This is a genomic window from Aeromonas eucrenophila (assembly GCF_000819865.1).
Taxonomy (GTDB): domain Bacteria; phylum Pseudomonadota; class Gammaproteobacteria; order Enterobacterales; family Aeromonadaceae; genus Aeromonas; species Aeromonas eucrenophila.
On sequence record NZ_CDDF01000014.1, the window covers coordinates 140,852 to 165,821 of the forward strand.

Annotated in this window: 26 protein-coding genes; 14 read left to right on the forward strand and 12 right to left on the reverse strand. The window is 64.4% G+C overall.

The window, feature by feature from the left end; translation table 11 throughout:
- Window positions 1-100: 100 nt before the first annotated feature.
- Window positions 101-1,264, reverse strand: coding sequence for a competence/damage-inducible protein A (locus tag BN1124_RS14100; RefSeq protein WP_042642946.1), 1,164 nt, complete (start codon window positions 1,262-1,264; stop codon window positions 101-103).
- A 208-nt stretch (window positions 1,265-1,472) separates the two neighbouring features.
- Between BN1124_RS14100 and BN1124_RS14105 the strand changes: the two genes are divergently transcribed.
- Both BN1124_RS14105 and metA read left to right on the forward strand, forming a co-directional pair.
- Window positions 1,473-1,757: a hypothetical protein gene (locus BN1124_RS14105; protein ID WP_048822961.1), complete on the forward strand. Its 285-nt coding sequence runs from the start codon at window positions 1,473-1,475 to the stop codon at window positions 1,755-1,757.
- Window positions 1,758-1,898: 141 nt separating this feature from the next.
- Window positions 1,899-2,846 carry a homoserine O-acetyltransferase MetA gene (gene metA, locus BN1124_RS14110; RefSeq protein WP_042642948.1) on the forward strand — a complete coding sequence of 316 codons (948 nt, stop codon included), beginning with the start codon at window positions 1,899-1,901 and terminating at the stop codon, window positions 2,844-2,846.
- A gap of 111 nt (window positions 2,847-2,957) precedes the next feature.
- On the opposite strand, the gene BN1124_RS14115 is transcribed toward metA, so the two are convergent.
- Window positions 2,958-3,464, reverse strand: coding sequence for a phosphatase domain-containing protein (locus BN1124_RS14115; RefSeq protein ID WP_042642950.1), 507 nt, complete (start codon window positions 3,462-3,464; stop codon window positions 2,958-2,960).
- A 159-nt stretch (window positions 3,465-3,623) separates the two neighbouring features.
- On the opposite strand from BN1124_RS14115, the gene BN1124_RS14120 reads away from it, so the two are divergent.
- Window positions 3,624-4,094 (forward strand): Lrp/AsnC family transcriptional regulator, encoded by a 471-nt coding sequence (locus BN1124_RS14120; RefSeq protein ID WP_033131470.1) that lies wholly within the window; start codon window positions 3,624-3,626, stop codon window positions 4,092-4,094.
- 57 nt (window positions 4,095-4,151) lie between these two features.
- On the opposite strand, the gene BN1124_RS14125 is transcribed toward BN1124_RS14120, so the two are convergent.
- Window positions 4,152-6,116, reverse strand: coding sequence for an LTA synthase family protein (locus tag BN1124_RS14125; protein WP_042642952.1), 1,965 nt, complete (start codon window positions 6,114-6,116; stop codon window positions 4,152-4,154).
- A gap of 262 nt (window positions 6,117-6,378) precedes the next feature.
- Between BN1124_RS14125 and BN1124_RS14130 the strand changes: the two genes are divergently transcribed.
- Together BN1124_RS14130 and BN1124_RS14135 are read left to right on the forward strand one after the other, a co-directional pair.
- The gene (locus BN1124_RS14130; RefSeq protein WP_033131468.1) at window positions 6,379-6,651 is read left to right on the forward strand and encodes a DUF2442 domain-containing protein; all 273 of its coding nucleotides are present in this window, start codon (window positions 6,379-6,381) and stop codon (window positions 6,649-6,651) included.
- 124 nt (window positions 6,652-6,775) lie between these two features.
- Window positions 6,776-8,407 (forward strand): alpha-amylase family protein, encoded by a 1,632-nt coding sequence (locus BN1124_RS14135; RefSeq protein WP_042642955.1) that lies wholly within the window; start codon window positions 6,776-6,778, stop codon window positions 8,405-8,407.
- Window positions 8,408-8,472: 65 nt separating this feature from the next.
- Here BN1124_RS14135 and BN1124_RS14140 read toward each other — a convergent pair whose 3' ends face one another.
- Entirely contained in the window at window positions 8,473-8,997 is a 525-nt protein-coding gene (locus BN1124_RS14140; RefSeq protein WP_042642957.1) for an MgtC/SapB family protein, read from the reverse strand.
- 24 nt (window positions 8,998-9,021) lie between these two features.
- The gene (locus BN1124_RS14145; RefSeq protein ID WP_042642959.1) at window positions 9,022-10,464 is read right to left on the reverse strand and encodes a RimK family protein; all 1,443 of its coding nucleotides are present in this window, start codon (window positions 10,462-10,464) and stop codon (window positions 9,022-9,024) included.
- A 186-nt stretch (window positions 10,465-10,650) separates the two neighbouring features.
- On the opposite strand from BN1124_RS14145, the gene BN1124_RS14150 reads away from it, so the two are divergent.
- Together BN1124_RS14150 and BN1124_RS14155 are read left to right on the forward strand one after the other, a co-directional pair.
- Window positions 10,651-11,127 (forward strand): GNAT family N-acetyltransferase, encoded by a 477-nt coding sequence (locus tag BN1124_RS14150; RefSeq protein ID WP_042642961.1) that lies wholly within the window; start codon window positions 10,651-10,653, stop codon window positions 11,125-11,127.
- Window positions 11,128-11,188: 61 nt separating this feature from the next.
- On the forward strand, window positions 11,189-11,935 hold the full coding sequence (locus BN1124_RS14155) for an SDR family oxidoreductase (RefSeq protein ID WP_042642963.1): 747 nt from the start codon (window positions 11,189-11,191) through the stop codon (window positions 11,933-11,935).
- Between the two features lie 62 nt (window positions 11,936-11,997).
- On the opposite strand, the gene BN1124_RS14160 is transcribed toward BN1124_RS14155, so the two are convergent.
- A complete protein-coding gene (locus BN1124_RS14160; protein ID WP_042642965.1) occupies window positions 11,998-13,470 on the reverse strand; it encodes a C69 family dipeptidase in 1,473 nt (490 codons plus the stop codon).
- A 399-nt stretch (window positions 13,471-13,869) separates the two neighbouring features.
- On the opposite strand from BN1124_RS14160, the gene BN1124_RS14165 reads away from it, so the two are divergent.
- Window positions 13,870-14,304 carry a hypothetical protein gene (locus tag BN1124_RS14165; RefSeq protein ID WP_042642967.1) on the forward strand — a complete coding sequence of 145 codons (435 nt, stop codon included), beginning with the start codon at window positions 13,870-13,872 and terminating at the stop codon, window positions 14,302-14,304.
- A 139-nt stretch (window positions 14,305-14,443) separates the two neighbouring features.
- Here BN1124_RS14165 and BN1124_RS14170 read toward each other — a convergent pair whose 3' ends face one another.
- Window positions 14,444-15,028, reverse strand: coding sequence for a hypothetical protein (locus BN1124_RS14170; RefSeq protein ID WP_042642969.1), 585 nt, complete (start codon window positions 15,026-15,028; stop codon window positions 14,444-14,446).
- Between the two features lie 222 nt (window positions 15,029-15,250).
- Between BN1124_RS14170 and BN1124_RS14175 the strand changes: the two genes are divergently transcribed.
- Window positions 15,251-16,426, forward strand: a complete 1,176-nt coding sequence (locus tag BN1124_RS14175; protein ID WP_042642971.1) for an iron-containing alcohol dehydrogenase — start codon at window positions 15,251-15,253, stop codon at window positions 16,424-16,426.
- A gap of 78 nt (window positions 16,427-16,504) precedes the next feature.
- On the opposite strand, the gene BN1124_RS14180 is transcribed toward BN1124_RS14175, so the two are convergent.
- The 3 genes from BN1124_RS14180 to BN1124_RS21365 all read right to left on the reverse strand — a co-directional run bounded on the left by BN1124_RS14180 (window position 16,505) and on the right by BN1124_RS21365 (window position 18,839).
- On the reverse strand, window positions 16,505-17,131 hold the full coding sequence (locus BN1124_RS14180; RefSeq protein ID WP_042642973.1) for a glutathione S-transferase family protein: 627 nt from the start codon (window positions 17,129-17,131) through the stop codon (window positions 16,505-16,507).
- A 110-nt stretch (window positions 17,132-17,241) separates the two neighbouring features.
- Window positions 17,242-18,510, reverse strand: coding sequence for an O-acetylhomoserine aminocarboxypropyltransferase/cysteine synthase family protein (locus tag BN1124_RS14185; protein ID WP_042642975.1), 1,269 nt, complete (start codon window positions 18,508-18,510; stop codon window positions 17,242-17,244).
- A 152-nt stretch (window positions 18,511-18,662) separates the two neighbouring features.
- Window positions 18,663-18,839 (reverse strand): hypothetical protein, encoded by a 177-nt coding sequence (locus BN1124_RS21365; RefSeq protein ID WP_156128381.1) that lies wholly within the window; start codon window positions 18,837-18,839, stop codon window positions 18,663-18,665.
- Between the two features lie 100 nt (window positions 18,840-18,939).
- Here BN1124_RS21365 and sgrR point away from each other — a divergent pair, with 100 nt between their 5' ends.
- From sgrR to BN1124_RS14200, 3 genes are read left to right on the forward strand one after another with little or no spacing between them, the layout of a single operon-like run.
- Window positions 18,940-20,679: an HTH-type transcriptional regulator SgrR gene (gene sgrR, locus BN1124_RS14190; RefSeq protein ID WP_042642976.1), complete on the forward strand. Its 1,740-nt coding sequence runs from the start codon at window positions 18,940-18,942 to the stop codon at window positions 20,677-20,679.
- Between the two features lie 50 nt (window positions 20,680-20,729).
- The gene (locus BN1124_RS14195; RefSeq protein WP_042642977.1) at window positions 20,730-21,125 is read left to right on the forward strand and encodes an acyl-CoA thioesterase; all 396 of its coding nucleotides are present in this window, start codon (window positions 20,730-20,732) and stop codon (window positions 21,123-21,125) included.
- A gap of 42 nt (window positions 21,126-21,167) precedes the next feature.
- On the forward strand, window positions 21,168-21,866 hold the full coding sequence (locus BN1124_RS14200; RefSeq protein ID WP_042642979.1) for a hypothetical protein: 699 nt from the start codon (window positions 21,168-21,170) through the stop codon (window positions 21,864-21,866).
- Between the two features lie 41 nt (window positions 21,867-21,907).
- Here BN1124_RS14200 and BN1124_RS14205 read toward each other — a convergent pair whose 3' ends face one another.
- Window positions 21,908-22,660, reverse strand: a complete 753-nt coding sequence (locus tag BN1124_RS14205; RefSeq protein ID WP_042642980.1) for a lipase secretion chaperone — start codon at window positions 22,658-22,660, stop codon at window positions 21,908-21,910.
- Window positions 22,657-23,568, reverse strand: a complete 912-nt coding sequence (locus BN1124_RS14210; protein WP_042642982.1) for a lipase family alpha/beta hydrolase — start codon at window positions 23,566-23,568, stop codon at window positions 22,657-22,659. Before BN1124_RS14210 ends, BN1124_RS14205 begins: the two co-directional genes overlap by 4 nt.
- 278 nt (window positions 23,569-23,846) lie before the next feature.
- Between BN1124_RS14210 and BN1124_RS14215 the strand changes: the two genes are divergently transcribed.
- Window positions 23,847-24,272, forward strand: a complete 426-nt coding sequence (locus tag BN1124_RS14215) for a tetratricopeptide repeat protein (protein WP_042643364.1) — start codon at window positions 23,847-23,849, stop codon at window positions 24,270-24,272.
- A 20-nt stretch (window positions 24,273-24,292) separates the two neighbouring features.
- The gene (locus BN1124_RS14220) at window positions 24,293-24,907 is read left to right on the forward strand and encodes a superoxide dismutase (protein ID WP_042642983.1); all 615 of its coding nucleotides are present in this window, start codon (window positions 24,293-24,295) and stop codon (window positions 24,905-24,907) included.
- Window positions 24,908-24,970: the final 63 nt, after the last annotated feature.

The window sequence follows — 24,970 nt, forward strand, 5'->3', positions numbered from 1 at the left end:
GCCTATGGGGTCTCGGTGAATGGGTCTGGCGTTGCAGCGCTCGGTCCAGGCCGAGCGCTGTACCCCTCGTGAGAGAGGGAAGGACAGGGGATGAGGGGACTTAGCCGTGGCGCTGCGTGGTTCTGGGCAGGGTGAGGTAGTCGGCGATCACCGGCAGCCCCAGCAGGTGGCGGCGCAGCATGTCGAGGGCGGCGAAGGCGAGGATCTTGCGGCCGCTCTCGGGATCCGGGTGGCTGAGCTTGAGGGTCTGGCCGATACGTTGCCCGTCGGCGCACAGCAGCAGCGGCACCCCGTCCGCCCCCGCACTGCCTATGGTCAGGCTCAGCCCCGCGTCCGTACCGGTTAGCTGCGCCAGCTCATGCGGGAGTCGCCCATCGAAGTGCGCCTGCAGATGGGGGTGTTCGTGGCAAAAACCGAGCAGGGCCCCCCGACTCTCTCCCTCCAGCAGAGTCAGCTTGCGATCCCCCAGCAGGGCCAGGATCTGGCGCGTCGGCTCCTCCTCTCCCCGTCCCACCAGCCAGGGGGCAATCTCGCTTAGCAGTCGACTTTCGGCGGTATCCATGTCGGCCGCACTCGCCCCGTGGCCGATGAGTTTCAGCTCGATCAGCGGCATGGAGGAGCGGTAGCCGAGCTCGATGCCGCTCGGCCAGGGGCTGGCGTCCAGCTTGTCGGAGAGGGCCGACTCCGAGATGCCGAAGCTGTAGAAGCGGCGCAGCTCGGTGTCGGTCTGATCCCCGGCCAGCCGTTTCAGGCGCGGCAGTATCTGCTCGCGCACCATCTGCTTGAATTCGAACGGCACGCCTGGGGTGAAGAACAGTTGGCTCGGGCCGTGGCTGGCCTGATGCCGGACCAGGAAGCCGCAGGCGGTGCCGACCGAGTTGTCCAGCACTTCGCAGCCCAGCGGCAGCCAGGCCTGCTTGGCATTGCTCTGGGGCATGGGGCGGCCCCGGCTGGCGTAGCGGGCTGCTATGGTGGCGAGCCAGTCCGGGTACAGGGTCAGTGGCTGGGCAAATGCCTCGGCTGCGGCCTGGGCGGTGAGATCGTCGGCGGTGGGGCCGAGCCCGCCACACACCAGCACCACCTCGGCGCGGCTGGCGCTCTCCTGCAACGCGGCCTTCAGATCCGCGAGGTTGTCCCCGACTGTGAGCCGGCGGCGCACCTGCCAGCCCTGCTCCAGCAAGAGGGCGCTGAGCCAGGCGGCGTTGGTGTCCACCACCAGGCCGGTCACTATCTCATCGCCGGTGCTGATGATCTCGATACGCATGCTGGCTTCCTCGGGTTGAGCGGAGTGGTGAAATGACGGGATGGGTTGCAATAGTACCAAGATCCCGCGGCCGCTGGCGAGCCCGTCATTAACCAGGACGTAACAAGGGTGAACCCTGGCTGAAGCGCTGGTGAGTTTCCCCCCGGCAACAGGCCGATTCCCGGACGGGGTGGGGTAAAATGCACATCTATTGTTCAATGAGAAGGTCATGACCATGAAACACGCAGCCTTGTTGCTGGCCCTGCTGGTAGGCTCGCCCGCCTGGGCCGGCTTGCAGATCAACTCCAACGACGTGCGCGTCAATGTAGATCGCGATGATGTCGACGAGTGGAAAGATAAATACGAAGACAATTGTTCGACGGTCGAGATCGGCAACCTCAAGGTGAGCAATGAGGAGTGCGACGGCAAAGGCAAGAACAAGAACAAAGAAAACAGCAGCGTGCACGGGGACAACAACCCCGGCAAAGGCCACAACAAGAACAAAAACAAGTGACAACAAGGGCGCCAACAGGCGCCCTTGTTGTCATTGCGGCCGAAGCGGAGGAATACACAGGTATCTGATGACAGACTGGAAGCTTTATTATAGGCTTCTAGATGTCCAGACATATTTACCGATGCAGTACAGGGAGTAAGCATGCCGATCAAGATCCCGGACCAGTTACCCGCCGCCGAAGTGCTGGGGCAGGAGAACATCTTCGTGATGACGGAATCCCGGGCCGTCACCCAGAACATCCGCCCGCTGCGGGTGCTCATCCTCAACCTGATGCCCAAGAAGATCGAGACCGAGATCCAGCTGATGCGGATGCTCTCCAACTCGCCGCTGCAGGTGGACGTGGATCTGCTGCGCATCGACGATCGGGAGTCCAAGAACACGCCCCAGGCGCATCTGGAGAACTTCTACCACGACTTCGAGCAGGTGCGGGGCAACAACTACGACGGCATGATCATCACGGGGGCGCCGCTCGGGCTGGTGGAGTTCGAGGAGGTGGTCTACTGGCCGCGCATCGTCGAGATCATCGAGTGGTCCCATCAGCACGTGACCTCGACCCTGTTCCTGTGCTGGGCCGTGCAGGCGGCGCTCAAGGCCTTGTACGGCATGGAGAAACAGACCCACGGCGAGAAGCTGTCCGGGGTCTATCGCCACCATCGCCTCGATGAGCACGAGGCGCTGCTGCGCGGTTTCGACGACGAGTTCGTCGCCCCCCACTCCCGTTATGCGGCCTTTGATGGGGATCTTATCCGCGCCCACACCGACCTGCAGATCCTGGCGGAATCCGAGGAAGCCGGGGTCTATCTGGCGGCGACCAAGGACTGCCGCCAGGTGTTCGTCACCGGCCATCCGGAATACGACGCCCTGACCCTGGACGGGGAATATCAGCGGGATCTGGCGGCCGGGCTCACCCCCGTCATCCCGGTCAACTACTACCCGAACAACGATCCCGGCCAGACGCCGCGAGCCAGCTGGCGCAGTCACGGCCACCTGCTGTTCTCCAACTGGCTCAACTATTACGTCTACCAACTCACCAGCTACCGGCTGGAGGACATCGGCAAGGTGTTCACCTACGAGCAGCCCAAGGCATAAGTATCATTGGGCCGGCTCAGTGGCAGTGGGTTGGAGTGTATCGGCAGGGTGTTCGTTTTGCGGCAATCCTGGGCATAAGTCACCCTCTCAGCCGGCTTGCAATCAGTCGGCCTACAGCCGCGCCGCCTGGCTATCGAGCCAGTGGCGGTGGCAGGCCAGGGTGAAGGCGTTGGGCCTGCGGGCCCGGATGGCGGCCATGGCCTCCCGCTGTGGCTGACCCAGGGTCATCAGCAGGAGGGCGGCGACCAGCCCGGTGCGACCGCTTCCCCCACGGCAGTGAATGGCCAGCTGCTTGCCGTCCCGCAGCAGGGCGATGAGCGACGGCAGCGCCTGCTGCCAGGCCAGCTCGAAATCGGCATCGGGGGCCTCGTCGTCCAGAATGGGCAGATGGAACCAGCCCATGCCCCTGGCCTCTACCTGCTGGCCAAGCTGCGCCAGATCCCGTGCGGCCAGCTCGTCACCCGTCATCAGGGTGATCAGGGCGTGGGCACCGGCCAGTTGCAACTGGGAAAGGGCTTGGGGCATGGGCACTTGCTGGGTGCCGGGGCAGGGGGTGAGCAGCAACTGCCCGTCGAGGCGGGGGACCTCCAGGCTCCAGAAGGGATGGGAAGGGTGCATGGGGATCCTTGTGGGGGTCGATTTGGTGTCAAATGAACTCATTGGCGCCGTGCCTGAGCGGGGCAGAGCATAGGGGCCCGGCTCAGGATGTCAATCTGCGTTGTGTTCGGCCCGGTTTACGGGCAGAGTCTAAAAAAATTGAGCGAGCAAGGAGTAGAGATGAGAAACCTGGATCAACTGGACTTGGACATCCTGGCCCATCTGTTTCGCGATGCGGGCATGACCAACAAGGATCTGGCGGCCCTGGTCGGGGTGGCGCCGTCCACCTGCCTGGAGCGGGTACGCAAGCTGCAACAGGACGGGGTGCTCAAGGGGGCGCACTGCGAGGTGGATTATCAGGCGCTGGGCGGCCACATCCAGGCCATGGTCTCCCTGCAGCTGGCACGCCACAGCCGACAAATTATCGATGCGTTCCGCGACGCCATCCTGGCCCTACCCGAGGTGATCAGCCTGTTCCACATGGGTGGCAAGGACGATTTCCTGGTGCACCTCTGCGTTGCCGACACCGAACACCTGCGCAACTTCGTGTTCGATCACTTCACCTCGCGGGAAGAGGTGGTGCACCTCGAGACCTCCCTGGTGTTCGAGCACAGATTCAGCCGCTCCTTGCCCTGCTTCACTCAGCCTTGAGCTGCAGAGAAAATAAAAAAACCGCCATTCGGCGGTTTTTTTGTCTGTGGAATTGAATCAGTTCAGCACGAGTCGACTGTCAGGCGCCGTCTGGTAGAGCCCCTGCTGGTAGGCGAGGCTGCCCCAGAGCACCAGTCCCAGCGCCATCTCCTTTATCTCGTCCGGCTGGGGGGCCGGGAGCAATTGCTGGCGGACGGCATCGTAGACATAACCCTCAGCTGGCCGCTCCGGCTGCAGTATCACCACGTCCTTGCCCCGCATCAGGGCGAAGTTCTTGTCGTACTGCATGATGGCGCGCCCCGGCCAGTCGTCCGGCATCCGGGTCAGATCCTTGCCGAGCATGGGGTAGTCGGCGCTTATCCCCATCAGGGAGAGCAGGGTCGGCGCCATGTCGATCTGGCTCACGACGCGCTCGTCCTGGCGGGGCTTGATCCCCTCGCCGACGATGACGCCGGGGATGTGGAAGCGGGGAATGGGCACCAGGCTGGCGCCGCCGACCCGGCTGTCGTGATCGGCGATGACCAGGAACAGGGTGTCTTTCCAGTAGTCGGATTGGCGGGCCTTCTTGAAGAACTCACCGACGGCGTAATCCGCATACTTGGCGGCGTTGTTGCGGGTCTGCTTGGGCTGCTCGTAGAGGGCGATGCGATTGTCCGGGAATTCGAACGGATCGTGATTGCTGGAGCTGAACACCAGGCTGAAGAAGGGCTTGCCCTCCTTGCTCAGGGCCCGGAAGGTCTCGTCCGCCTTGGCCATCAGATCCTCGTCAGAGGCGCCCCAGGAGCCTTCGAACACCGGGTTCTCGAAGTCCTTCTGCTCGACGATGTGGCTGAAGCCGTTGCCGAGGAAGAAGCTGCGCATGTTGTCGAAGTGGCTCTCGCCGCCGTAGATGAAGCTGGTGCTGTAGCCCCGTTGCTTCAGCAGGTCCGCGATGGTGAAGAAGTTGGTCTGGCTCTTGCCGAGCTTGACCACGGCCTGGGCCGGGGTCGGGGTGAAGCCGGTCAGCACGGCCTCGATGCCGCGCACCGAGCGGGTGCCGGTGGCATAGAGCTGGTTGAAGGTCCAACCCTCCTTCGACAGGGCATCTATGTTGGGGGTGAGTGGCAGGCCGCCGAGGGAGCCGACGAACTGGGCGCCCAGGCTCTCCTGCAACAGGATCACCAGGTTCTTCGGCTTGCCACCGTAGCTGGCCTCGTTGAAGGTCTGGCTCGGCAGGGCCTCCGAGCTGAAGTCCTGATCCGGGCGGCCGCTCTCCTGGCGCACCAGCTCCAGGATCCGCTCCCTTGGCAGCTCACCATAGAACTCCCCGGCGTGCTCCTCGGCCCCCATCTGCTTGATGGCGAAGAACAGGGAGTAGGAGGAGTTGACCACCAGGGCATTGATCAGGGGATCGCTGGCAAAGGCCACCATGGCGGGGTTGAGGGCTCTGTGCCCCAGGCTGGAGCGGGCGCCGAGGAAGCCGATGGCCAGGATCAGCAGGGCGAAGGCGGGCCTCAGGTACCAGCGGGGGAAGCTGAGTCCGCGCATCAAACGGCCGCTGAGCCACCAGCCGCCGCCCAGCACCGCAGTGCTGAACACCAGGGCCAGCAGCAGCTCCCCCTTGCGACCGGCCCACAGCATGGCGAGCACCTCTTTCGGGTAGATGAGGTACTCGACGTAGAGGCGGTTGGGGCGTACCCCGTATTCGGTGACGAAGGAGGGGGTGGAGATCTCGAGGAACAGCATCAGCCAGAGCCCCAGAGTCAGCCAGACCCGGATCAGCGTGAGCCAGGCCCGGCCGAGGGCGTGAGGGCCGGCCAGCAGCAGGGTGAAGACCGCGGGGACACCCCACAGCCAGCAGAGGGTGGCGAAGTCGACGCGCAATCCCTGCAGCAGCATCTGTGACCAGCCGGCGACGGCGTCGACGCGCTCCTGTTGCCAGAGTCCAAGGGCTGCCCGGCTGGCGGTGAGGCTGAGCAGCGCGATCACCGAAAAGATGGCAATGGGCCAAAACGGACCCAGCCAATTCCTTATTTTTGTCATTGTTTTTCCTGATAAAAGCCTGATTTTTTATGCCCGTCCTCGGGCATTTTTTTATGTTGCAGGGATATGACCATGGGACCTGGAAAAGGTTGCGTACGGGACAGGAAAAAGACACGGACACCACAGCTGCAATGGCCTCATTGTGACGGAGTCCTCTGACCAGTACGAGATAAACGGCTGGAAGAAGTGTGATCCCCACTGCAAAGCAGGGAAGGGGGCGTGCCTATAATGGCGCGGGAGTCTCTCAATCGGAGCCGCTATCATGCCGGTCTTTCTCGATGTCGAGTATTTGCAGGGGTGGTGCCTGTTCGTGGTGCTCTCGGATGGCACCACGGGGGCGCTGGATCTGGCCCCCTGGCGGGATCAACCGCTGTTTGCCGCCATCGACTCGGAGCGTCGCTTCGCCCGGGTCTTCATCAATCGTCGCCATCAGCTGGAGTGGCCGGGAGGCTGCATGCTGGCCGCCCAGGAGGTCTATCACCTGATCAAGGCCGTCGACGAGCGCAGCGCCTTCAACGAGCGCAATCCGCACTGAGAATGGCTGGCTAACTCACTGAGCCAGATAACGTTTTCAGTCACAGACCCGTTTTTGCCCGCTGGTTATCATGACCCCAGTAAGGCGCACCCTGCGCCTGTACCTCCACAGCGGGAAGATAACAATGAAACAGGGAACGTTGCGCTACGGTGGCCTGCTCGGGGCTGCCTTGTTCTTGTCGGCCTGCGGCAGCGGGGGCGGTGGATCCAGCACCGAGCCCCAGCCCCCCGTGGTCAATCCGCCGATCACTCAGCCACCGGTGACGACGGCCAGTCGTGCCTGTTATGGTGCCGATCAGCCCGCCTGCAACCTGCGAACCTATCAGCTGATGGTGGAGTCCTTCGTCGACGGGGATGGCGCCGCCAACTACGGGGTCGGCTACGGTCCTTCCCAGCACAACGGCGATCTGCAGGGGATCATCGACAGCCTGGACCACATCAAGAGCCTCAACGTCAACGCCATCTGGCTGACCCCGGTGTTCGACTCCTGCGCCGGCCAGGCGGGGGACGACAGGCTGGACGCCACCGGCTACTTCGCCTGCGACTTCTTCAATGTCGACCCCAACTTCGGCAGCAACGCCAAACTCAAGACCTTGGTGGATGAGGCGCACAAACGCGGTCTCTACGTCTTCCTCGACGGTGTGTTCGGCCACGTCAACAAGGTGGGGGTGAGCAAGCCGTCGCCCGAGGGACGGCTGCCCGCCCTCAAGAGCGGCGGCGCCGGCTACCCGGGCCAGCTGGTGGACTACGGCAAGCCGGAGAGCCTGGCCTACTTCAAGGAGGTGGCCCGCTACTGGGTCGAACAGTACGGCATCGACGGCTGGCGGCTGGATCAGGCCTATCAACTCGGGCTGGACGAGTGGCGCGCCATTCGCACCGAGGTGGAGCAGGCGAGCGCGGCGCGCAAGGCCGCCGGTCAGCAGTGGGGCACCCTCGGCTACATGGTAGGTGAGGTGTGGAAGGGGGCGGACGACATCCGCAACGAGGCCTATGGCCCGAGCGACAACCCGGCGCTGCCCTCGGCGTTCGACTTCCCGCTGCGCTACGGCCTGATGCAGGCGCTGGCGGTGGAAGAGTCCGGCAAGGGCGGGCAGGGGGCCAGCGTGCTCGATGCCAGCTGGAACAAGGTGGAAAACTACCCCAACCACGCCATGCCGAACCTGATGCTGGGCAACCACGATCTGGTGCGCTTCGGCGATTTGGTCCAGCGCGGCAACTTCAACCCGGCGGATTACTGGCAGCGTCACAAGGCGGCCTTCAGCTTCCTAGCGGCCCGCTCCGGTCCCATCACCCTCTATTACGGTGAGGAGTTCGGGGACGAGGTGCCTGGCTTCGCCAAGCAGGTGACCGACAACTGTGCGGCCCAGGGATTGTGCGACGATCACGTGGCCCGCAGCGACGGCAAGGTGCCCGGTGTCACCGGCTTCGTGGCGAGCGGCGAGCAGGCGGAGCTCAAGCAGTGGCTGAGCACCTTGCTGGGCCTGCGGGCCAAGCACCCGGCGCTCTATCAGGGGGAGCGGGTCAAGCTGGTGGCCGACGGCAGCATCTATGGGGACATCAAGCAGACGAAAGGGGAGCAGATCGTCTACCTGCTCAACGTCTCCACCACGCCCCAGAGCTACAGCCTGCCGGTTGGCAAGCTGCGCAGCGGCAGCGCCTTGCTGGATCTGCAGAGTGGCGAGAGCCTGGCCATAGGGGGCAGCACGGTGACGGTGGACTTGCCATCCCTCACCGGCCGCTTCCTGCTGTTGCAGTGACAGGCTGACGGGACACAAAAAAGGGCTCCATAGCGGAGCCCTTTTTCATGGTCAGACGCGAGCCATCATTTCTCGATGCCGCTGCCCAGCTCATCTCGATGGGCGTTGGTGGTGCTGCCGTTGCGCCAGTGCTCCAGCCGGTTGTGCACGCCGCGGCGCAGGCTCTTGAAGCTGGTCTCCAGGTAATCCACCCCCACCAGGATGGCCAGGGTGACGCCGGTGAGCAGCAGCGCCTGATGCAGCATGCCCATGCCGATCAGGGCGCCGAGGGCCGCCAGCATCCAGATGGTGGCTGCCGAGGTGACCCCCAGCACGTGACCATCCCGGGTCATCATGACCCCGGCGCCGAGAAAACCGACCCCGGTGATGAGCTGGCCAAGCACCCGCGCCTGATCCGCGCTCTGGGGGCTGACCACGGACCCGAGGGCGAGGAAGCAGTAAGTCCCGAGGATGATGAGGGAGGAGGTGCGAATGCCGACCGGCTTGCCGCGCAGTTGCCGCTCCAGCCCCACCAGGGTGCCACACACCAGACAGACCAGGATGTTCTCCCAGCCAAGGGGCGCTATGTCCCACCACTGCGTTGTCATCATAACCACCTCTGCAATCGCTGCTTGTTATCCTGCCGCGCCCTGCCCCCGGTTCTCCAGCCGCTGCCGGAAGGCCCTGGCCAGGCGCTCGTAGAGGTCCTTTGCCTCCCTGTCTTCAATATCGCCACGTATCCAGGGATTGTCGATGATTTCCAGCAGCACGCAGCCCTGCCCCTGCTGGCGCAAGTCTACCCCGAACAGGCCATTGCCGAGCTGATGGACGGCGCGGCGGGCGGTCTGCAACACCCGCTCCGGCACCTCGTTCAGGGGCAGCGCCTCTATCCGGCTCATGTCGAGGGGGTGCTTGCGGCGGCGAATGCGGTTGCCGGGCTCGGGCCGGAAGCGGCGGCAGGCAAACAGCGGCGAGCCGTCGAGAAAACCGATGCGCCAGTCGAATTCGGCGGGGATCCGGCTCTGCACCAGCAGCAGGGCGGAGCGGCCAAGGCCCTCATCCAGCAGGCGGGCGAGCTGCTGCTCGTCGCCGGCCATGGCGAGATCCCGGCCCTGGGCGCCGTCGGGGACCTTCACCATCAGCGGCAGGCCGAGCCGCTGCACCAGCTCGCCGGTGTGGTGGCGGCCGCGGCGGGTCACCACCATGGTCGGCGGCATGGGCACGCCACTGCGCACCATCAGCTCGTAGAGATAGAGCTTGTTGCTGCAGGCGAGGATGGCGCGGGAGCTGTCGATGACCGGCATCTTGAGCTGTTCGGCACGGCGGGCGAACTCGAAGGTGTAGTGACCGACCGACGTCTCGGCGCGCAGCCAGAGGCTGTCGAACTCCGGCAGCCGCTCGATGGCGGAGGGTGCCAGGATCTCGGCCCGGATCCCCTGGGCGGCGGCGGCCTCGATGAAGCGTGACAGGGCAAGGGCATCGCTGCTGGCACGGCCGTCATCGGGATCCACCAGGATGGCGAGCTGATAGAGGGGGGCGGCCTGCTCCTCATCCCCCGCGCCGACCAGCGCCTGGGCGTGTTGCAGCATCAGCTCCCGCTCGCGCGGGCTCAGATCCTGCGGGGAGAGGCTCTGCTGCCGGCGCACCGACCAGCCGTGGCGGCCACGCTTGAGGGTCAACTCTTGCAGCGGCAACTGGCTCAGGCCGTAGTAGTAGCGGGCCAGCCCCGCAAGCTCGCTCTGCTCGCACTGACCGAAGATGGCGCGTACCCGGATCCTGTCTTCGCTCTGGCGGGCCAGCCAGCCCTGCAGCTTGCGCCACAGCTTGGCCGGCGGCTGCTGGGGTTGCAACACGCTGATGGCCTGCAAGCCGGGCAGACAGTGGTGGCTGCGGGCCTGGGCCAGCAGGGAGCAGTAATAACCGGCGCTCAGGTGTTCCAGCGAGCGGCACAGGTTGATGATGCGGGGGCGGCCCCCGGTGGTGGGCAGGCCGTGCTGCAGGTAGGTGCGGGCGGTCAGCAGATAATCGGCATGGCAGGGCCAGTCGCCCGGCTCCTCGACGATGACATAGGTACTCATTTTTTTGGCTCCACAGAAAGGACTGCCTTGAATGGCAGGATCCCCAGTGGGCTTCGATGCACCGACAAGCACGACAATGGCGCGAGGGGAAACAAGAGGTTACAGTGCCTAATATTCTGCCTTGGTAACCTGTGATACAAGTCGCATTGTTGGTGCTGAGGATAAATAACCGAACGAGGACACCCTGTGTTGACCGTGCGCACGGCCCGAGCCGATGATGTGGGCGCCATCGTCAGGCTTGAGCGCTACTGTTTTCCCCCCGAGGTCGCCTTCGGCCGCAGCCGCTGGCACTATCTGCTCAATCAGGCCAAGGGCCGCACCCTGCTGCTGCAAGACGACAAGGAACAGCTGCTGGGCTATCTCAGCGTGTTGGAGCACAGGGGCTGGGATCGACTGGTGATCCAGACCCTCGCCATCCGCTGGACGGTGCGCCGTCAGGGCTGGGCCCGTCGCCTGCTGGAGCAGGTCATCGCGGAGGGCAGGGCGGCTGGCTGGGGCGCCATCCGGCTCGAGGTGGCCGATGCCAACGCCGAGGCCCTCGCGCTCTATCAGGGACTGGGCTTTCGTGCCCGGCTCAAATTGCCCGACTACTACGGGCCGGGCCAACATGCGCACCGGCTGGTGCTGCCACTGGCCGCCGGCGACGAGGGCGCGGGATCATGAGTGAAGGCATTTCGTTTCAACAAGACAGATAACAACAGTGATTCAGATAATGGAGGTTCAGATGATAGCAATGGTAACGGGCGCCTCGTCCGGCTTCGGTGAGGCCATCAGCCGCCTGCTGGTGGGCGCGGGCTACAGGGTGATAGGCACCGGTCGGCGCGCCGAGCGGCTGGCCGCCCTGGCCGAGGAGCTGGGCGCCGGCTTCCTGCCGCTGGTATTCGACGTGCAGGACAAGGCCGCCACCAAGGCCGCCATCGCTGGCCTGCCCGCTGCGTGGCAGGAGGTGGATCTGCTGGTCAACAACGCCGGCCTGGCGCTCGGGCTCGAGCCTGCCCACAAGGCGGATCTGGAGGACTGGGAGCAGATGATCGCCACCAACGTCAGCGGTCTGACCCTGCTCACCCGCCTGCTGCTGCCGGGCATGGTCGAACGCAATCGCGGCCACGTGATCAACATCGGTTCCATCGCCGGCACCTACCCCTACCCGGGCGGCAACGTCTACGGCGCCACCAAGGCGTTCGTGAAGCAGTTCAGCCTGAACCTGCGCGCCGATCTGGCGGGCAGCGCGGTGCGCGTCACCAACGTGGAGCCCGGCCTGTGCGGCGGCACCGAGTTCTCCAACGTGCGCTTCCACGGGGACGATGCCAAGGCGGCCACCGTCTATCAGGGGGTGCAGGCGATCCAGCCGGAAGACATCGCCAACACAGTGCTCTGGGTCAGCCAGCAGCCCGCCCACGTCAACATCAACAGCATCGAGATCATGCCGGTGGCCCAGACCTTCGGCCCGCTCAACATCAGCCGTCGCTGAGTTCGGCGCCCTGCTGAAACGAGAAGAGGCACCCCAAGGTGCCTCTTTTGTTTTGGTGAGCCCTAGAGGCTCATGATCTTCTTGAACTCCTCCTCCGAGTATTTCTTCTCGGTGCTCTTGGTGAGATCCGTCATCAGCTTGTAGCGCAGCTCTTTCGCCAGCTGGTAGTTCTGCTCCAGCTGACCGTAGGAGTAGTCGGCCGCCAGTTGCAGCGCCGTGGCCTTGTCGCTGGCGTAGGTCTGCTTGAGGGTCTTGTCCAGCACCGCCACCTCCTTGTAAAACTTCTCGCTCTGCTTGCCCCAGACCCCGCGCAGCAGCGGCAGGTACTTGTCCGGATTGGTGTTGGCGAGCGCGGTCAGGCTGCGGAACTGCCAGTAGGCGGAGTCGTCGGAATAGGTGTCGCTGCCGCTGCGATAGGGCAGGGGGTAGGTTTCCAGGCTGTGGTAGAGCGGCACCATCACCGACTCGGCCAGCACGCCGTAGCTCTGCCAGATGAGGCCCTGCAACTCCTTGGGCATCTCCTTGCGTAGCTGGATGATGTGGGACTCGAGCTGTCTGTCGATGCGGATCGGCCGCTCCGCCTTGTCCGCCAGCGCCGTGCCTTCATAGGTGGCGCTGAGCAGTTTGGTCACGTCCGGCACCGTGATGGGGGCATCCGGCTTCATGAACAGCGGGTACTGCGCCTGGCGGGTGGGCTGCTTGTGGGAGGCGCTCAGCAGTTGCTGGCCGAGCCACTCCCTGTCCACGTTGTAGGGATCGGCGATCACCCCGAACGCCTTGGCGAAGTTGAAGTCCTTGGGATCGGCGTTATCCAGCAGTTTGTGCTCGCGCACGAACTCCAGCAGTTTGGGGGAGTGCAGCACAGCGGCGTCGTCCAGGTTCACCCCGTGGATGCGCAGGCCATTGGCGACCATGGCGTAGCTGTCGTCCGGCACCCGCACCGCTATCCAGTGGTGACCAGAGCCTATCTCCATCAGCCAGGCCTCGTTCACATCCGCCAGATAGAGGCTGTTGCCCTCCCCGGCGCCATGGGTCTCCACATAGTGGCCGAGCAGCTCGACCCCCTCCTTCGCGCTCTTGGCCTGGGGCAGGATCAGGGTCGGGATGATGGCCTCGATGATCCCTTTTTCGATCAGCGGATCCGCTTTCTGGGCCTTGTCGTTGACCTCGGCACTGGTGGTGGCGGAGAGGGCGACGTTGTATTCGTTGATGCCGCGCTCCTCGTAATACTTGCCGGCGGGATCGCTGGTGGCGGCATCCCAGTCACGGATGGAGGAGTAGGCGAGGAAGGCCTTGGGCATGGGCACCTCCAGGCCATTGCCCAGTTTCCAGAGTTTGCCCTCGTTCTGCCGGGCCGGGTGGAAGGCGAGGTACTTGTTCCAGTTGTTGATGCCGAAGTCTTCGTTTCTGGCGATCATGATGCTGCCATCGGCGCTGGCGCCCTTGCCGACGATGAGGCCGGTGCAGGCGTCGGCACTGGTGCCAAGCAGGCTGAGCAGGGTGGCGGAGAGGAGACTCAAGGTGTGTTTTTTCATTATTGTGCCTGAAGCTGTGAGGTGAGTGTGAGTCAGGGGAGGGGATGAGAGGCGGATCGCCGCAGGCCGGGTGCGGCACTGGATTGATGCCGATGAATGGCTCTGCATGTTATTGATATTTCAAACATATCATCCACAATGCTGCGTCCTGACCAGATTGTGCGCTGGTATGGTATGCCTCCGTGGTTGTTTATTTTGTGATCTACCGTTCATTCCTGTGTTTAGTTCTGTAAAAGAAAAGATGGTTGGTGGCATCTGTGGTTGCGGGGTGCAGGGGCAGAATAATGATGGGGAGGTCGGCGGGAGTGTGCTGACAAGTTGGCCTGCTACTTGCTGAGTCCTGGCCATGGCGGGGAGTCTGTCCCCGATTTCCGGCGCGGCCGGCAGCTTGGAGTCCCCATGGATATCAAACCCTACACCCAGCAACTCGCCCAGAGTGCATCCTACAGCCGCGCCCTGGCCACCCTCAGCGGCGACGATAGCCAGCAGGGCGGCGGCTGGGATCAGCAGGTCAGCCTCTCCAGCCAGGTGCTGACCGGCAAGGCGCAGCAGGTGCTGACTTACGAACATCTGGCCAAGAGCGGCAAGAGCGCGAGCCAGAGTGGCGGCGCCAATAATGCGCTGGTGCAGCAGCTGGTGGACAAGGCGCTCGGCTTCGATCGCAAGAAATTTGACGATCTCGAGAGTCAGATCAAGGGCGTGGCCGACAACAAACAGTTGTCGAGCGAGGAGCGGGAGCAGCAGACCAAGGCCCTGACCGAGCAGCGCGACGCCATGCTCAAGGCGGCCATGGACAAACTCACCGGCAAGAAGTCGGAAGAGAAAGTCGCCTAGCGCCGCGAGTCAGGCCCAAACGGCAATCTGAATGTCATGGAGGCAAGGGATTGCCCCTGGGGTTGGCGAGAGAGTGGCAAGGCTGGGTGACGAAACAGGGAGGGCTGGCCCTCCCTGTGGATGTTGAAGGGCGAGGGCCTTATTTCTGTTCCGGCACTATTCCGATGCCGATGGCGGTGGTCTGGACCGCCTTGATCTGATCCCCCTTGGCGATCAGGGCGAACTGCGCCGGATCCTTCACCTTGAGGGTGAGGGTCTTGTCCACGCCCTTGACCCTGATGCTCTGCTGCGCCTTGTCGACGTCGATGACGTCCGCATAGATGGTCACCTGCATGCCGGCTCCGGCACCCGGTTTATCCCCTGCGGGGGCCTTGCTCCCCTCGACTTCCACTACCCGTTTCCTCACCCCGGCGGTGCCCTTGAGCAGCTCCAGATCCAGCAGTTGCAGGTAGCGCAGCGCCACCACATCCCCCACCTTGAGGTTCTGCAGATTGGTCACCTCGTCGCCGGCGACGATATCGAAGACCTGGTCTTCGGCATTCTTCAGGCTGACCTTGCGGGTCGTGGTGTCGATGGCGGTGATGGTCGCCCTGGCCGTCACTTCTTCTGCCAGGCTGGCCTGACCGGGGGCGATCGCCACATTGGTGGCAACCTCGGCGGCGTACACCAGGGCGGTGGGGGAGAGGCTGAGCAGACCGGCGATCCATGCGTGTTTCAGTTTCATAATTGAGACCCTGTGGCTGGAGATGGCACCTCGTCAAGAGGCGCTCCGATGGCGAAACGGCGGTGGCGCCATGATGATGGGAAGGGATTGCGTCACCCCTTCCCAGTGACACCATAGCAAAGTCGCCCCCGTGTGCCTCATACGGAATGACTGACCACCCCATTTTGGTAGCTTGCTCCCGTTTTTTGACCTCCCGCGAGTGCGGGCGCACAATCCTTCTGCATGCATTCAACCGAGGGCTCTGTCGTGTACAACTTCCAATATGCCAATCCTACCCGCATCTGTTTCGGGGAGGGCCAGATAGCCAGCCTGCCCGAGCTCATTCCGGCGGGCAGCCGCCTGCTGGTGCTCTACGGCGGTGGCAGCATCAAGACAAACGGGGTCTATCAGCAGTTGTGTGACGCCTTGACTGGCCTGGATTGGCAGGAGTTCCCCGGCATCGGTGCCAACCCCCAATACGATCAGCTGATGGAGGCGGTCGCCCTGGTGAAGCGCGAGCGCATCGACTTCCTGCTGGCGGTCGGCGGTGGCTCAGTGGTGGATGGCACCAAGTTCGTGGCCGCCGCGGCCTGTTTCGAGGGGGAGGATCCCTGGGATCTGCTGCTGCACAAGACGCCGGTCACTCGGGCACTGCCGCTCGGCTGCGTGCTGACCCTGCCCGCCACCGGCTCGGAGAGCAATCCCGCCGCCGTGGTGAGCCGGGGGGATGCCAAGCTCTCCTTCATGAGCCCCCAGGTGTTGCCGCAGTTTGCGGTGCTGGATCCCACCACCACCTACAGCCTGCCGACGCGTCAGATCGGCAACGGGGTGGTGGATGCCTTCGTCCACATCACAGAGCAGTACCTCACCTTCCCGGTCGGCGGCGAGGTGCAGGATCGACTGGCGGAAGGCTTGTTGCAGGTGCTGGTGGACAACGGCCCCAAGGCGCTGAAGGAGCCCACCAACTATCAGGTGCGCGCCAACCTGATGTGGGCCGCCAGCCTGGCGCTCAACGGCCTCATCGGCCGTGGTGTGCCCCAGGACTGGTCCACCCACGCCATCGGCCATCAGCTGACCGCCCTCTACGGGCTGGATCATGCCCAGAGCCTGGCGGTGGTGCTGCCCTCCTTGCTGCGGGAGCAGGCGGCCCAGAAGCAGGAGAAGCTGGCCCAGTTTGCCGAGCGGGTCTGGCATTCCAACCGGGAGGACAGGGCGTTGCGCATCGAGGAGGCGATCATCCGCACCGAGCAGTTCTTCCAGCAGATGGGGGTGGGTACCCGCCTCGTCGACTATGGCCTGACGGAGAGCAGCATCCCGGCGATCTGTTCCAACCTCAAGCGCTTCGGCCTGACCGCGCTCGGGGAGCAGCAGGACATAGATCCGGACAAGGTTGCCAGGATCCTCTCTCACGCGCTGTGATCTTTCGGATCTGACCCGAGCCTCAAAGAAAACGCCCCGAATTCGGGGCGTTTTGCATTCCAGGGTTCGGGCAGTCGATCAGGCGCTCTGATCCAGCTCGCGCTCCAGTGCGGCCGCCTTCTGGCGGGCCGGATGCGTGTTGAGCCGCTGCCAGTAGGCCTGCAGGTGCGGGAACTGGGCCAGCTGGCCGCTCTGGGCCAGCAGATCCACCAGGAAGGAGTTCATGATATCGGCGCCGGAGAGGCGCTCCCCCACCAGATAGTGGCGAGTGCTCAAGACCGTATTTAGATAGCCGAGCACCTTGGCACACTCCGCCTTGGCATAGCCCGGCAGGAAGCGCATGGGGCTGCCGTCCTTGCGCACGAACATGTCCAGCAGCAGCGGCAAGATGCCGGAGCTCTCGGCGAAGTGCAGCCACTGCAGGTAGGCGGCGTAGTCGGGATCGTCCTGGGCCGGGGCCAGCCTGTCGGCACCGTGGTGGGCGATCAGGTACTCGGTGATGGCGCCGGACTCCGCCAGCACGCGCCCGTCGTATTCGATGACGGGGGACTTGCCGAGGGGATGGATGGCCTTGAGCTCGGGGGGCGCCAGAAAAGTCGTGGCGTCGCGCTGGTAGGCCTGGATCCGGTAGGGCAGCCCCAGCTCTTCGAGCAGCCAGATGATGCGTTGGGAGCGGGACTTGTTCAGGTGGTGCAGGATTATCATGGGAACCTCGAGGGGATGACTGGAGGCGATGATACGCGCCGGCGCGGCCAGGGGTTCATCGACCCGGAAAAAAAGAGAGCGGGCAGATGCCCGCTCTTCTATTTTCTGACTCAGGCCTCCAGCGCCTGATCCAGATCCGCCAGTATGTCCTCGATGGCTTCGATCCCCACCGACAACCGGATCATCTCGGGTTTGACTCCGGCCTTGGCCTGCTCCTCCTCGCTCAGCTGGCGATGGGTGGTGGAGGCGGGGTGGCAGGCCAGCGACTTGGCATCGCCTATGTTGACCAGCCGCTTGAAGATCTTCAGGGCGTCGTAGAAGCGCACCCCGGCCTCATAGCCTTCCTTGAGCCCGAACGAGAGGATGGCAGAGGGGCGACCGCCCATGTATTGCTCCGCCAGCGGATAGTGGGGATGGCCGGGCAGACCGGCGTAGCTGACCCATTCCACCTTGGGGTGCTGCTTGAGGTGACGGGCGACCCGCAGGGCGTTGTCCACGTGGCGCTCCATGCGTAGGCTCAGGGTCTCCAGCCCCTGCAGCAGCAGGAAGGCGTTCATGGGGGCCAGCGCCGCACCGGTATTGCGCAGGGGCACAGTGCGCACCCGGCCGATAAAGGCCGCGGCGCCGAAGGCCTCGGTGTAGACCACCCCGTGGTAGGAGGGCTCCGGGCTGGTGAGCTGGGGAAAGCGCGCGGGGTGATCCGCCCATGGGAACTTGCCCGAGTCGACGATGACGCCGCCGAGCGAGTTGCCGTGGCCCCCCACGTACTTGGTGAGGCTGTGCACGACTATGTCGGCGCCGTGCTCTATGGGTTTGCACAGCACAGGGGTGGCGACCGTGTTGTCGACGATGAGGGGCACGCCACGGGCGTGAGCCACTTTGGCGAAGGCGGCCAGATCGACGATGTTGCCCGCCGGATTGCCGATGCTCTCGCAGTAGACCGCCTTGGTCTTGTCGTCGATGAGGGCGGCGATGGCCTCGGCGCTGTCATCCTTGGCGAAGCGCACCTCGACCCCGAAGCTCGGCAGCATGTGGGCGAACAGGGTGTAGGTGCCGCCATAGAGCTGGGGGGTGGAGACGATGTTGTCACCGGCGGCGGTCAGCGCCTGGATGGCATAGGTGATGGCGGCGGAGCCCGCCGACACCACCAGTCCGGCGATGCCCCCTTCCAGCGCGGCGAGCCGTTGCTCCAGCACGTCGTTGGTGGGGTTCATGATGCGGGTGTAGATGTTGCCGGGCACCGCCAGGTTGAACAGATCCGCCCCGTGCTGGGCGCTGTCGAACTCGTAGGCCACCGTCTGGTAGATGGGCACGGCCACCGCCTTGGTGGTGGGGTCGCTGGAAAAGCCGTGGTGCAGGGCCAGGGTCGCATCTTTCATCACACTCTCCTTGTTGGATGTCGTTCGTTGCCGTTGTTATAGATGGATAGACGTCCAATCTATCAGGCCCTCGCCCGTTGTAAACAGCCAGATCCGGCAAAGCAATCTCAATTGCCCCCGCGTCTCTGGGGAGTGCGTCGCGCCGGCCGCCGTCAGAGGCGGCGACGATACTCCTTGTCGTCGATCTGGTTCATGTCCCACTGCATCAGGCGGTTGAGCTGGCTCATGGGATCCTCGATCGGGGGCAGCGGACGGGGCAGGATCCGCTGGAAGTAACGACGCAGGGTTTGCTGGATCCGGATCGGTTTGGGGGAGGTTGTGTGGCTCATGATGGTGCTCCTGTGAGGTTGTGCTCATGTTCGGCAACAGTATTGAGCTAAAATGAGGAAGTAAAAACTGACGACTTCTCTACCAAGGATTTCCTCTTTTATGCCGACCGGTCGCCTCCATCAGCAATTTCAACGACTCGCCCAGCAGCTGGGTGCCGACGAGCGGGAGCTCAGCCTCGCCGAGGTGGCCGAGCTGCTGTGCTGCACCCCGCGCAACGCCCGTCTGCTGCTGCGCCGGATGCAGGATCAGGGCTGGCTCAGCTGGTCTGCCGAGGCGGGGCGGGGGCGCCGCTCCCGGCTGACTCTGCTCGATAACCAGGAGAACCTGACCCGACGCCGGCTGCGGGATCTGCTGCAACAGGGGCTGCTCACCCAGGCGGTGCGGGTGGCGGAGGACAGGCTGGATCTGCTGACCCCGCTGCTCATCGAGCAGCTCGGCCAGGCTACCCGGGAGGGGCGCCAGATCCTGCGGGTGCCCTATTACCGCCCGTTGCCCCGGCTGCTGCCCACCGACCCCCTGCGCCGCTCCGAGGTGCACCTGAGCCGCCAGATCTTCAACGGCCTGACCCGGCGAAATGAGGAAAATGGGGAAATCGAGGGGGATCTCGCCCACCACTGGGAACGGCTCGGCCCCTGTCACTGGCGCTTCTATCTGCGGCCAGCGGTGCGCTTCCACCACGGCCGCGAACTGGCGGTAGAGGACGTGATGGAGAGCCTGCTGGCCCTGCGGGAGCGGCCGCTGTTCGCCCACCTCGTCCGGCTGGAGAGCCCCTGGCCACGGACCCTGGACCTGCATCTCGACAGCCCGGATCCCTGGCTGCTCCACCTGCTGGCGGAACCGGTGGCGGCCGTGCTGCCGCGGGAGCTGAAGGGGGAGCCGGGCTTTGCCCTGCAGCCCGTGGGCACCGGCCCCTACCGGGTGACCACCAATGATCCCCTGCACCTGTGCCTGAGCGCGTTCGACGACTACTTCGGCCTGCGCGCCCTGCTCGACGAGATCGACATCTGGATGTTGCCGGAGCTGGCGGAGCGGCTGGAGAGCCACTTGCAGCTCGGCCACGACAACCCCGAGCTTGGCACCATGCGCGGCGAGTCCGAGCTCGAGTCCGGCTGCTACTTCCTGCTGCAGGACGACAGATCCCCCGCCCTGCAGGATCCGGCCCTGCGCCAGTGGCTGGCGACCCTGCTCAACCCCATCGCCCTGATGGCGCGGGTCGCCCCCGAGCTGCAACGGGGCTGGACCAGCGCCCTTGGCCTGCTACCCCACTGGCGCGAACCCCTGCCGGCCCCGCAACCGAGCCCCGTGCAGTTGCCGGAGCGACTGGTGCTTGCCTGCTTCAACCAGCATCTGGAGTTCAACGAATGTGCCGGTGCCATGGCCAGCCTGCTGGCCGAGCAGGGCATCGCGTTGGAGGTGCGCTCCCTGGATTACGGCCACTGGGTGAGCGGGGCCGATGAGGACGTGGATCTCTGGCTCGGCACCCTCAACCTCGAGCACGAGCAGGCCTTCGCCCCCTACGCCTGGCTGCTGGGCACCCCTCTGTTGCAGCGGGTCTGGGGCCGTCAGCCGGCCCTGTGGCAGGGATTGACGCAGTGGCGCGCCAGCGGCGCCGAGCCGGGACCGCGTGCCTTGCTGGCCGAGGTGCAGCGTCAGCACTGGTTTGTGCCGCTGTTTCACCACTGGCTGGAGCTGGAGAGCCGGGTCGGGGTGCACGGGGTGCGCATGACGGCCCTCGGCTGGTTCGATTTTCGCAGCGCCTGGCTAAAACCCGAGCAGGGGATCCAAGCGCCGGAAAGCGGAGCTCGCTCTCACCCGGACGCCGGGACGCTTGAGTCGTAGCGGTTGGCGCGCTAGCCTGTGCGCGGTCCCACGACAAGGAGTCGATTGCCATGCTGGAAATGCAGATCCAACCCCGTTTTCAAGAGACAGATGCCCTCGGCCACATCAACAACACAGTGCCGGCGGTCTGGTTCGAATCGGCCCGGGATCCCCTGTTTCGCCTCTTCTCGCCCGAGCTGGATGTGCATGACTGGCGCCTGATCATCGCGGGCTATGGGGTGCAGTTCAAACGGGAGCTGTTCTATGGCCAGCCGGTGACCATCAAGACGGGGGTGCGCCGCATCGGCTCCAGCTCCTTCACCCTCTGGCAGGAGGCCTGGCAGGGCGGCGAGCTGGCCGTCACCGCCGAGACGACCCTGATCCATTTCAACTATCAGACTCGCCAGTCCCGACCCCTCGACGAGCACCACAGGGAGGGATTGAAGGTGTGGCTGATAGAGAGTTGATAGAAAGTTAACCCTGGCCTCCGGGCCCACCACAGGACAACTATGCGCAATACCCTGATCGCTCTGACGCTGGGACTCTGCTCCCTGCCTTCCCTGGCCGCCTCCCTGGCCGAGCAATTCACCCTGATGGAGAAGGGGGCCGAGGGGGCCCTCGACACCCGGCTGTTCAGCCACGACGGGGTGGACATCAAGGCCTGGATCGACGGCAAGCCCGTCATCATAGCCGTGCCCATCATGAACGAGCAGGGCAAGCTGGAGGGAGAGAGCCGCTACTACTTCAAGGGTGGCCAGCTGTTCGGGGTGAAGGAGCCTGCGGCCCAGTTCGCCTTCGACGACAAGGGCAGCCTGACCCAGTGGCTGGACGACAAGGGCCAGCCGGCCGAGTTTGTCAGCAAGATGAGCATGCAGCAGCGCCAGGAGTGGCTCACCAAGCGGGCCGCCGAGCTGAGCCAGCTGTTCGTGCCGAGCCAGGCGGAGCAGAAGGCCGCCAAGGGCGTCAAGTTGAAGGGGGCCGAGCTGACCCAGTGGCTGTGCAGCGGCAAGCTGATGACCCTGGCCAAGGGCGACAAGGTGCAGGTCGAGCCACCGAAGATCAAGGTGAGCGAGCAGGGGCTGGAGGGGGAAGTTTCCCTGCGCCAGGACCAAGGCTGGCAGGATCTCTGCCTCAAGTGTGAGGTGCAGGGCACCCAGGTGACCCGCCTCACCTGGCAGCCGCTGCCGGGTGCCAACAAGCCGCAATGAGTCGGCACGAGATGAAAAAAGGGGCCAATCTGGCCCCTTTTTTATGGGATGTCACCGAGTTTTAGGCGGGTCAGGGCCTCGACCCTTCGCCATTGCTCTGGTTGGAACCAGTGCGCTAGAATTTCCTGCTGCTGCAGGGCCCTGTCATCGACGGAAAGCGGGGTCAGCTCCCCTAGATAACCCGCCAGCTGCCGGTCGAACGCCTGCCGGCTCTGATCCAGCTGGTGCAGGCGATCCACCGCTTCCTGCCCCACTTTCTCCTGCAGCACGGCATCCCGCTCGGCCGGTGCCAGCCGGTCCAGGGCCTGCAACTCCCCCAGCAGCTGGCTGTTGGTTTCGGCCTCCCTGAACCATTGAGGTTGCTCCGCCAGCCAGAGTTCGAGCTCGGTGGCCAGCCCCTGTTTGTCGGCCTCGCTCGCCTCGGCCAGCGCCTTGCGGCGCAGGGTCCACTGCTCCATCAGCCTGTCCTCGGCAAACAGCTGCTCCTGCTCGGCCGGGGTGAAACGCTGCTGGCGCAACTGTTCACGCTCATCGAACAGCTGTTGCAGGCTGGCGAGGCCGGGATCCGTCGGCACCCTCAGGCCGCCCTCGGCCTTGAGAAAGCGCTGGTAGCGGGCCATCAGCTCGTCGCCTTCCCCTGTCTCTCCTTGCTCGATGCGCTGGGCCAGCTGGTGGCCCAGCGCGCCCTGCTCGGGGGCGGCCTCCAGGGAGGACTCGGATGTGGGCCAGAGCGCGAAAGCCCCCAGCAGCAGAGGCGGGCACAGCAGCGCCAGTATCAGCAAGCCCCTCTTCATAACCCCAGCCCCTGCAGGCGGTTGGCGTGCTGGCGGTAGAGGGTCAGGGGATCGGTGTCAAACAGATGGTGGATGCCGAAGGACTGGTTCACCTCGTCCAGGTGGTTCATCCGGTAGCCGGTGCCTATCACCTTGCCGAGGTGGCTGCTGCACACCCCCACCAGGCCGTCGTTGGGCTCCTTGAAGAAGGTGCCGGTGAGGGCCAGCGCCGGATCCACCGGATCCAGGATGTTGGTCATGTTGCCGCGTCCGCTCCAGGAAAAGTAATAGACGCCGTTGGCGGCCTGCAGCGGCCCCTCGCCGCAGTAGCGGCTTGGCAGCCCTTCCGGGTAGTGCTGGTTGAAACGCTGGGCGCCGGCGCTGGTCAGGACATCGAGGGCAGCGAGAGGATCCTGCGGCAGCTTGCCGCCGCCCGAGAGTAGTGAAATGACGCCGGACAGCGCCGAGGCCGCCGCCACCGCGAGCCGCTCGGTCACAGAGCCGGGCTTGACGTTGGCGCGCACCAGATCCGCTATCTCGGAGCCCTGGTTGACCCCGCCCACGCTGGTGGCGGAGGCGACCAGTTCGGGAGCGACCGAGGCCACGTAACGAATGGTGGGGCCGCCGTGGGAGTGGCCGATGAGGTTCACCTTCTCGGCCCCCGTGATGGCGAGCACCTGCTGCACCTGCTTGAGCAGCTGTTCACCGCGCAGCTCGGAACTCTGGGTGGCGGAGACCTGGGCCACGTAGACGCGGGCGCCGTCCCGGGTCAGGGCCTGGGGGATGCCGTAGAAGTAATCGACCCCGAGCAACTTGTCGAAGCCAAAGAGCCCGTGCACCAGCACTATGGGGTAACGGGTCTGGGTATAGCCTGCCGCCTGAGTCAGCATGGGCAGGGCGCACAACAGCATCAACAGCCATCTCTTCATTGTCATCATCCTTGTGTCCAAGGCTGCCGACGGGCAGCCACCGGCGTCATGCCAGTCCCATCAGCATGGTATCCGAACTCGAATGTATCTGTGGCTGCGATCACTAAACCGGCCATCCCGATAAAACACTGCCCATATGGGCAGAGGCCCGGAATTGAACTATCCCTTGTGTTCGTCACCCAGATAAGTTAAATAATAATTATTATCATTTGGGTGTTAAAGCCATGACAGCAAGCTGGGTGAAAGGGTGGGTCGGTGCCACCGAGACGGACAACAGCATGGTGCACTGGAAGCAGCAGACCCTCTGCGGCAACCGTCACTTCGATGCCGGCGAATATGCCAAGGCCCTCGACTGTTACCAGCAGGCGCTCTGGCTGGCCCGCCAGCAGTTCTCCTTCTGGCAGGATGCGGACGAGGCGGTGGCGGCGCTGGTGGTGGCGCACCACAACCTGGCGGATCTGCTGGTGGCCATGACGCTGCCGGACAGGGCCGCCGACATACTGTGCCACGTGCACGACTGCCTGCTCGCCACCAGCCAGTCCCCCGTCTGCTCCGACTCGCTGCGCGCCTCCGCCTCGCGCCATAGCCACAACACCCGGACCGAGCTGCTCGCCTTCGTGCGCAAGCACGGCACCCATGACGGCATTCAACGCTGCCTCGGCCAATGCCTGTGCCAGGCCGAGCCCGCCTCCCGACTGCACTGATCACAACAAGAGAGACGAACATGAGCCATACCCTGCCTGCCCTCGCCTATGCCTACGACGCACTGGAACCCCACATCGATGCGCTGACCATGGAGATCCATCACAGCCGTCACCATCAGACCTATGTCACCAACCTCAACGTCGCGCTGGAGGGGGCCCCCGAGTTTTCGGCCCTGCCGGTGGATGAGCTGCTGCTGAGCTTCGACAGCCTGCCGGCCAAGGTGCAGGGGGCGGTGCGCAACCACGGTGGCGGCCACGCCAACCACAGCCTGTTCTGGCAGGTGATGAGCCCGCAGGGCGGCGGTGAGCCGACCGGTGAGCTGGCGGCGGCGATCGCCCGGGAGCTGGGGGGGCTGGATGCCTTCAAGCAGGCCTTCACCCAGGCGGCCCTGAGCCGTTTCGGTAGCGGCTGGGCCTGGTTGACGGTGAACAAGGAGGGCAAGTTGCAGGTGGAGAGCAGCGCCAACCAGGACAGCCCGCTGATGCAGGGTAATGTGCCCATCCTGGGGCTGGACGTGTGGGAGCACGCCTACTATCTCAAGTATCAGAACAAGCGCCCGGACTACATCGCCGCCTTCTACAACGTCATCGACTGGCCGGAGGTAGCGCGTCGTTACCAACAGGCGCTGGCGTAAGCCAGGCACTCGACTGGCCGGAGGTGGCGCGTCGCTACCAGCAGGCGCTGGCATAAGCCCGGC

Bases quoted from the DNA above. Each gene is read 5' to 3' on its own strand.
- BN1124_RS14165 (WP_042642967.1), top strand. From the start codon at position 13,870: ATGGATATCAAACCCTACACCCAGCAACTCGCCCAGAGTGCATCCTAC.
- BN1124_RS14105 (WP_048822961.1), top strand. From the start codon at position 1,473: ATGACCATGAAACACGCAGCCTTGTTGCTGGCCCTGCTGGTAGGCTCG.
- BN1124_RS14145 (WP_042642959.1), bottom strand. From the start codon at position 10,464: ATGAGTACCTATGTCATCGTCGAGGAGCCGGGCGACTGGCCCTGCCAT.
- BN1124_RS14175 (WP_042642971.1), top strand. From the start codon at position 15,251: ATGCATTCAACCGAGGGCTCTGTCGTGTACAACTTCCAATATGCCAAT.
- BN1124_RS14160 (WP_042642965.1), bottom strand. From the start codon at position 13,470: ATGAAAAAACACACCTTGAGTCTCCTCTCCGCCACCCTGCTCAGCCTG.
- BN1124_RS14215 (WP_042643364.1), top strand. From the start codon at position 23,847: ATGGTGCACTGGAAGCAGCAGACCCTCTGCGGCAACCGTCACTTCGAT.
- BN1124_RS21365 (WP_156128381.1), bottom strand. From the start codon at position 18,839: ATGAGCCACACAACCTCCCCCAAACCGATCCGGATCCAGCAAACCCTG.
- BN1124_RS14220 (WP_042642983.1), top strand. From the start codon at position 24,293: ATGAGCCATACCCTGCCTGCCCTCGCCTATGCCTACGACGCACTGGAA.
- BN1124_RS14185 (WP_042642975.1), bottom strand. From the start codon at position 18,510: ATGAAAGATGCGACCCTGGCCCTGCACCACGGCTTTTCCAGCGACCCC.
- BN1124_RS14115 (WP_042642950.1), bottom strand. From the start codon at position 3,464: ATGCACCCTTCCCATCCCTTCTGGAGCCTGGAGGTCCCCCGCCTCGAC.
- BN1124_RS14120 (WP_033131470.1), top strand. From the start codon at position 3,624: ATGAGAAACCTGGATCAACTGGACTTGGACATCCTGGCCCATCTGTTT.
- sgrR (WP_042642976.1), top strand. From the start codon at position 18,940: ATGCCGACCGGTCGCCTCCATCAGCAATTTCAACGACTCGCCCAGCAG.
- BN1124_RS14100 (WP_042642946.1), bottom strand. From the start codon at position 1,264: ATGCGTATCGAGATCATCAGCACCGGCGATGAGATAGTGACCGGCCTG.
- metA (WP_042642948.1), top strand. From the start codon at position 1,899: ATGCCGATCAAGATCCCGGACCAGTTACCCGCCGCCGAAGTGCTGGGG.
- BN1124_RS14180 (WP_042642973.1), bottom strand. From the start codon at position 17,131: ATGATAATCCTGCACCACCTGAACAAGTCCCGCTCCCAACGCATCATC.
- BN1124_RS14135 (WP_042642955.1), top strand. From the start codon at position 6,776: ATGAAACAGGGAACGTTGCGCTACGGTGGCCTGCTCGGGGCTGCCTTG.
- BN1124_RS14130 (WP_033131468.1), top strand. From the start codon at position 6,379: ATGCCGGTCTTTCTCGATGTCGAGTATTTGCAGGGGTGGTGCCTGTTC.
- BN1124_RS14125 (WP_042642952.1), bottom strand. From the start codon at position 6,116: ATGACAAAAATAAGGAATTGGCTGGGTCCGTTTTGGCCCATTGCCATC.
- BN1124_RS14205 (WP_042642980.1), bottom strand. From the start codon at position 22,660: ATGAAGAGGGGCTTGCTGATACTGGCGCTGCTGTGCCCGCCTCTGCTG.
- BN1124_RS14200 (WP_042642979.1), top strand. From the start codon at position 21,168: ATGCGCAATACCCTGATCGCTCTGACGCTGGGACTCTGCTCCCTGCCT.
- BN1124_RS14155 (WP_042642963.1), top strand. From the start codon at position 11,189: ATGATAGCAATGGTAACGGGCGCCTCGTCCGGCTTCGGTGAGGCCATC.
- BN1124_RS14210 (WP_042642982.1), bottom strand. From the start codon at position 23,568: ATGAAGAGATGGCTGTTGATGCTGTTGTGCGCCCTGCCCATGCTGACT.
- BN1124_RS14195 (WP_042642977.1), top strand. From the start codon at position 20,730: ATGCTGGAAATGCAGATCCAACCCCGTTTTCAAGAGACAGATGCCCTC.
- BN1124_RS14140 (WP_042642957.1), bottom strand. From the start codon at position 8,997: ATGATGACAACGCAGTGGTGGGACATAGCGCCCCTTGGCTGGGAGAAC.
- BN1124_RS14170 (WP_042642969.1), bottom strand. From the start codon at position 15,028: ATGAAACTGAAACACGCATGGATCGCCGGTCTGCTCAGCCTCTCCCCC.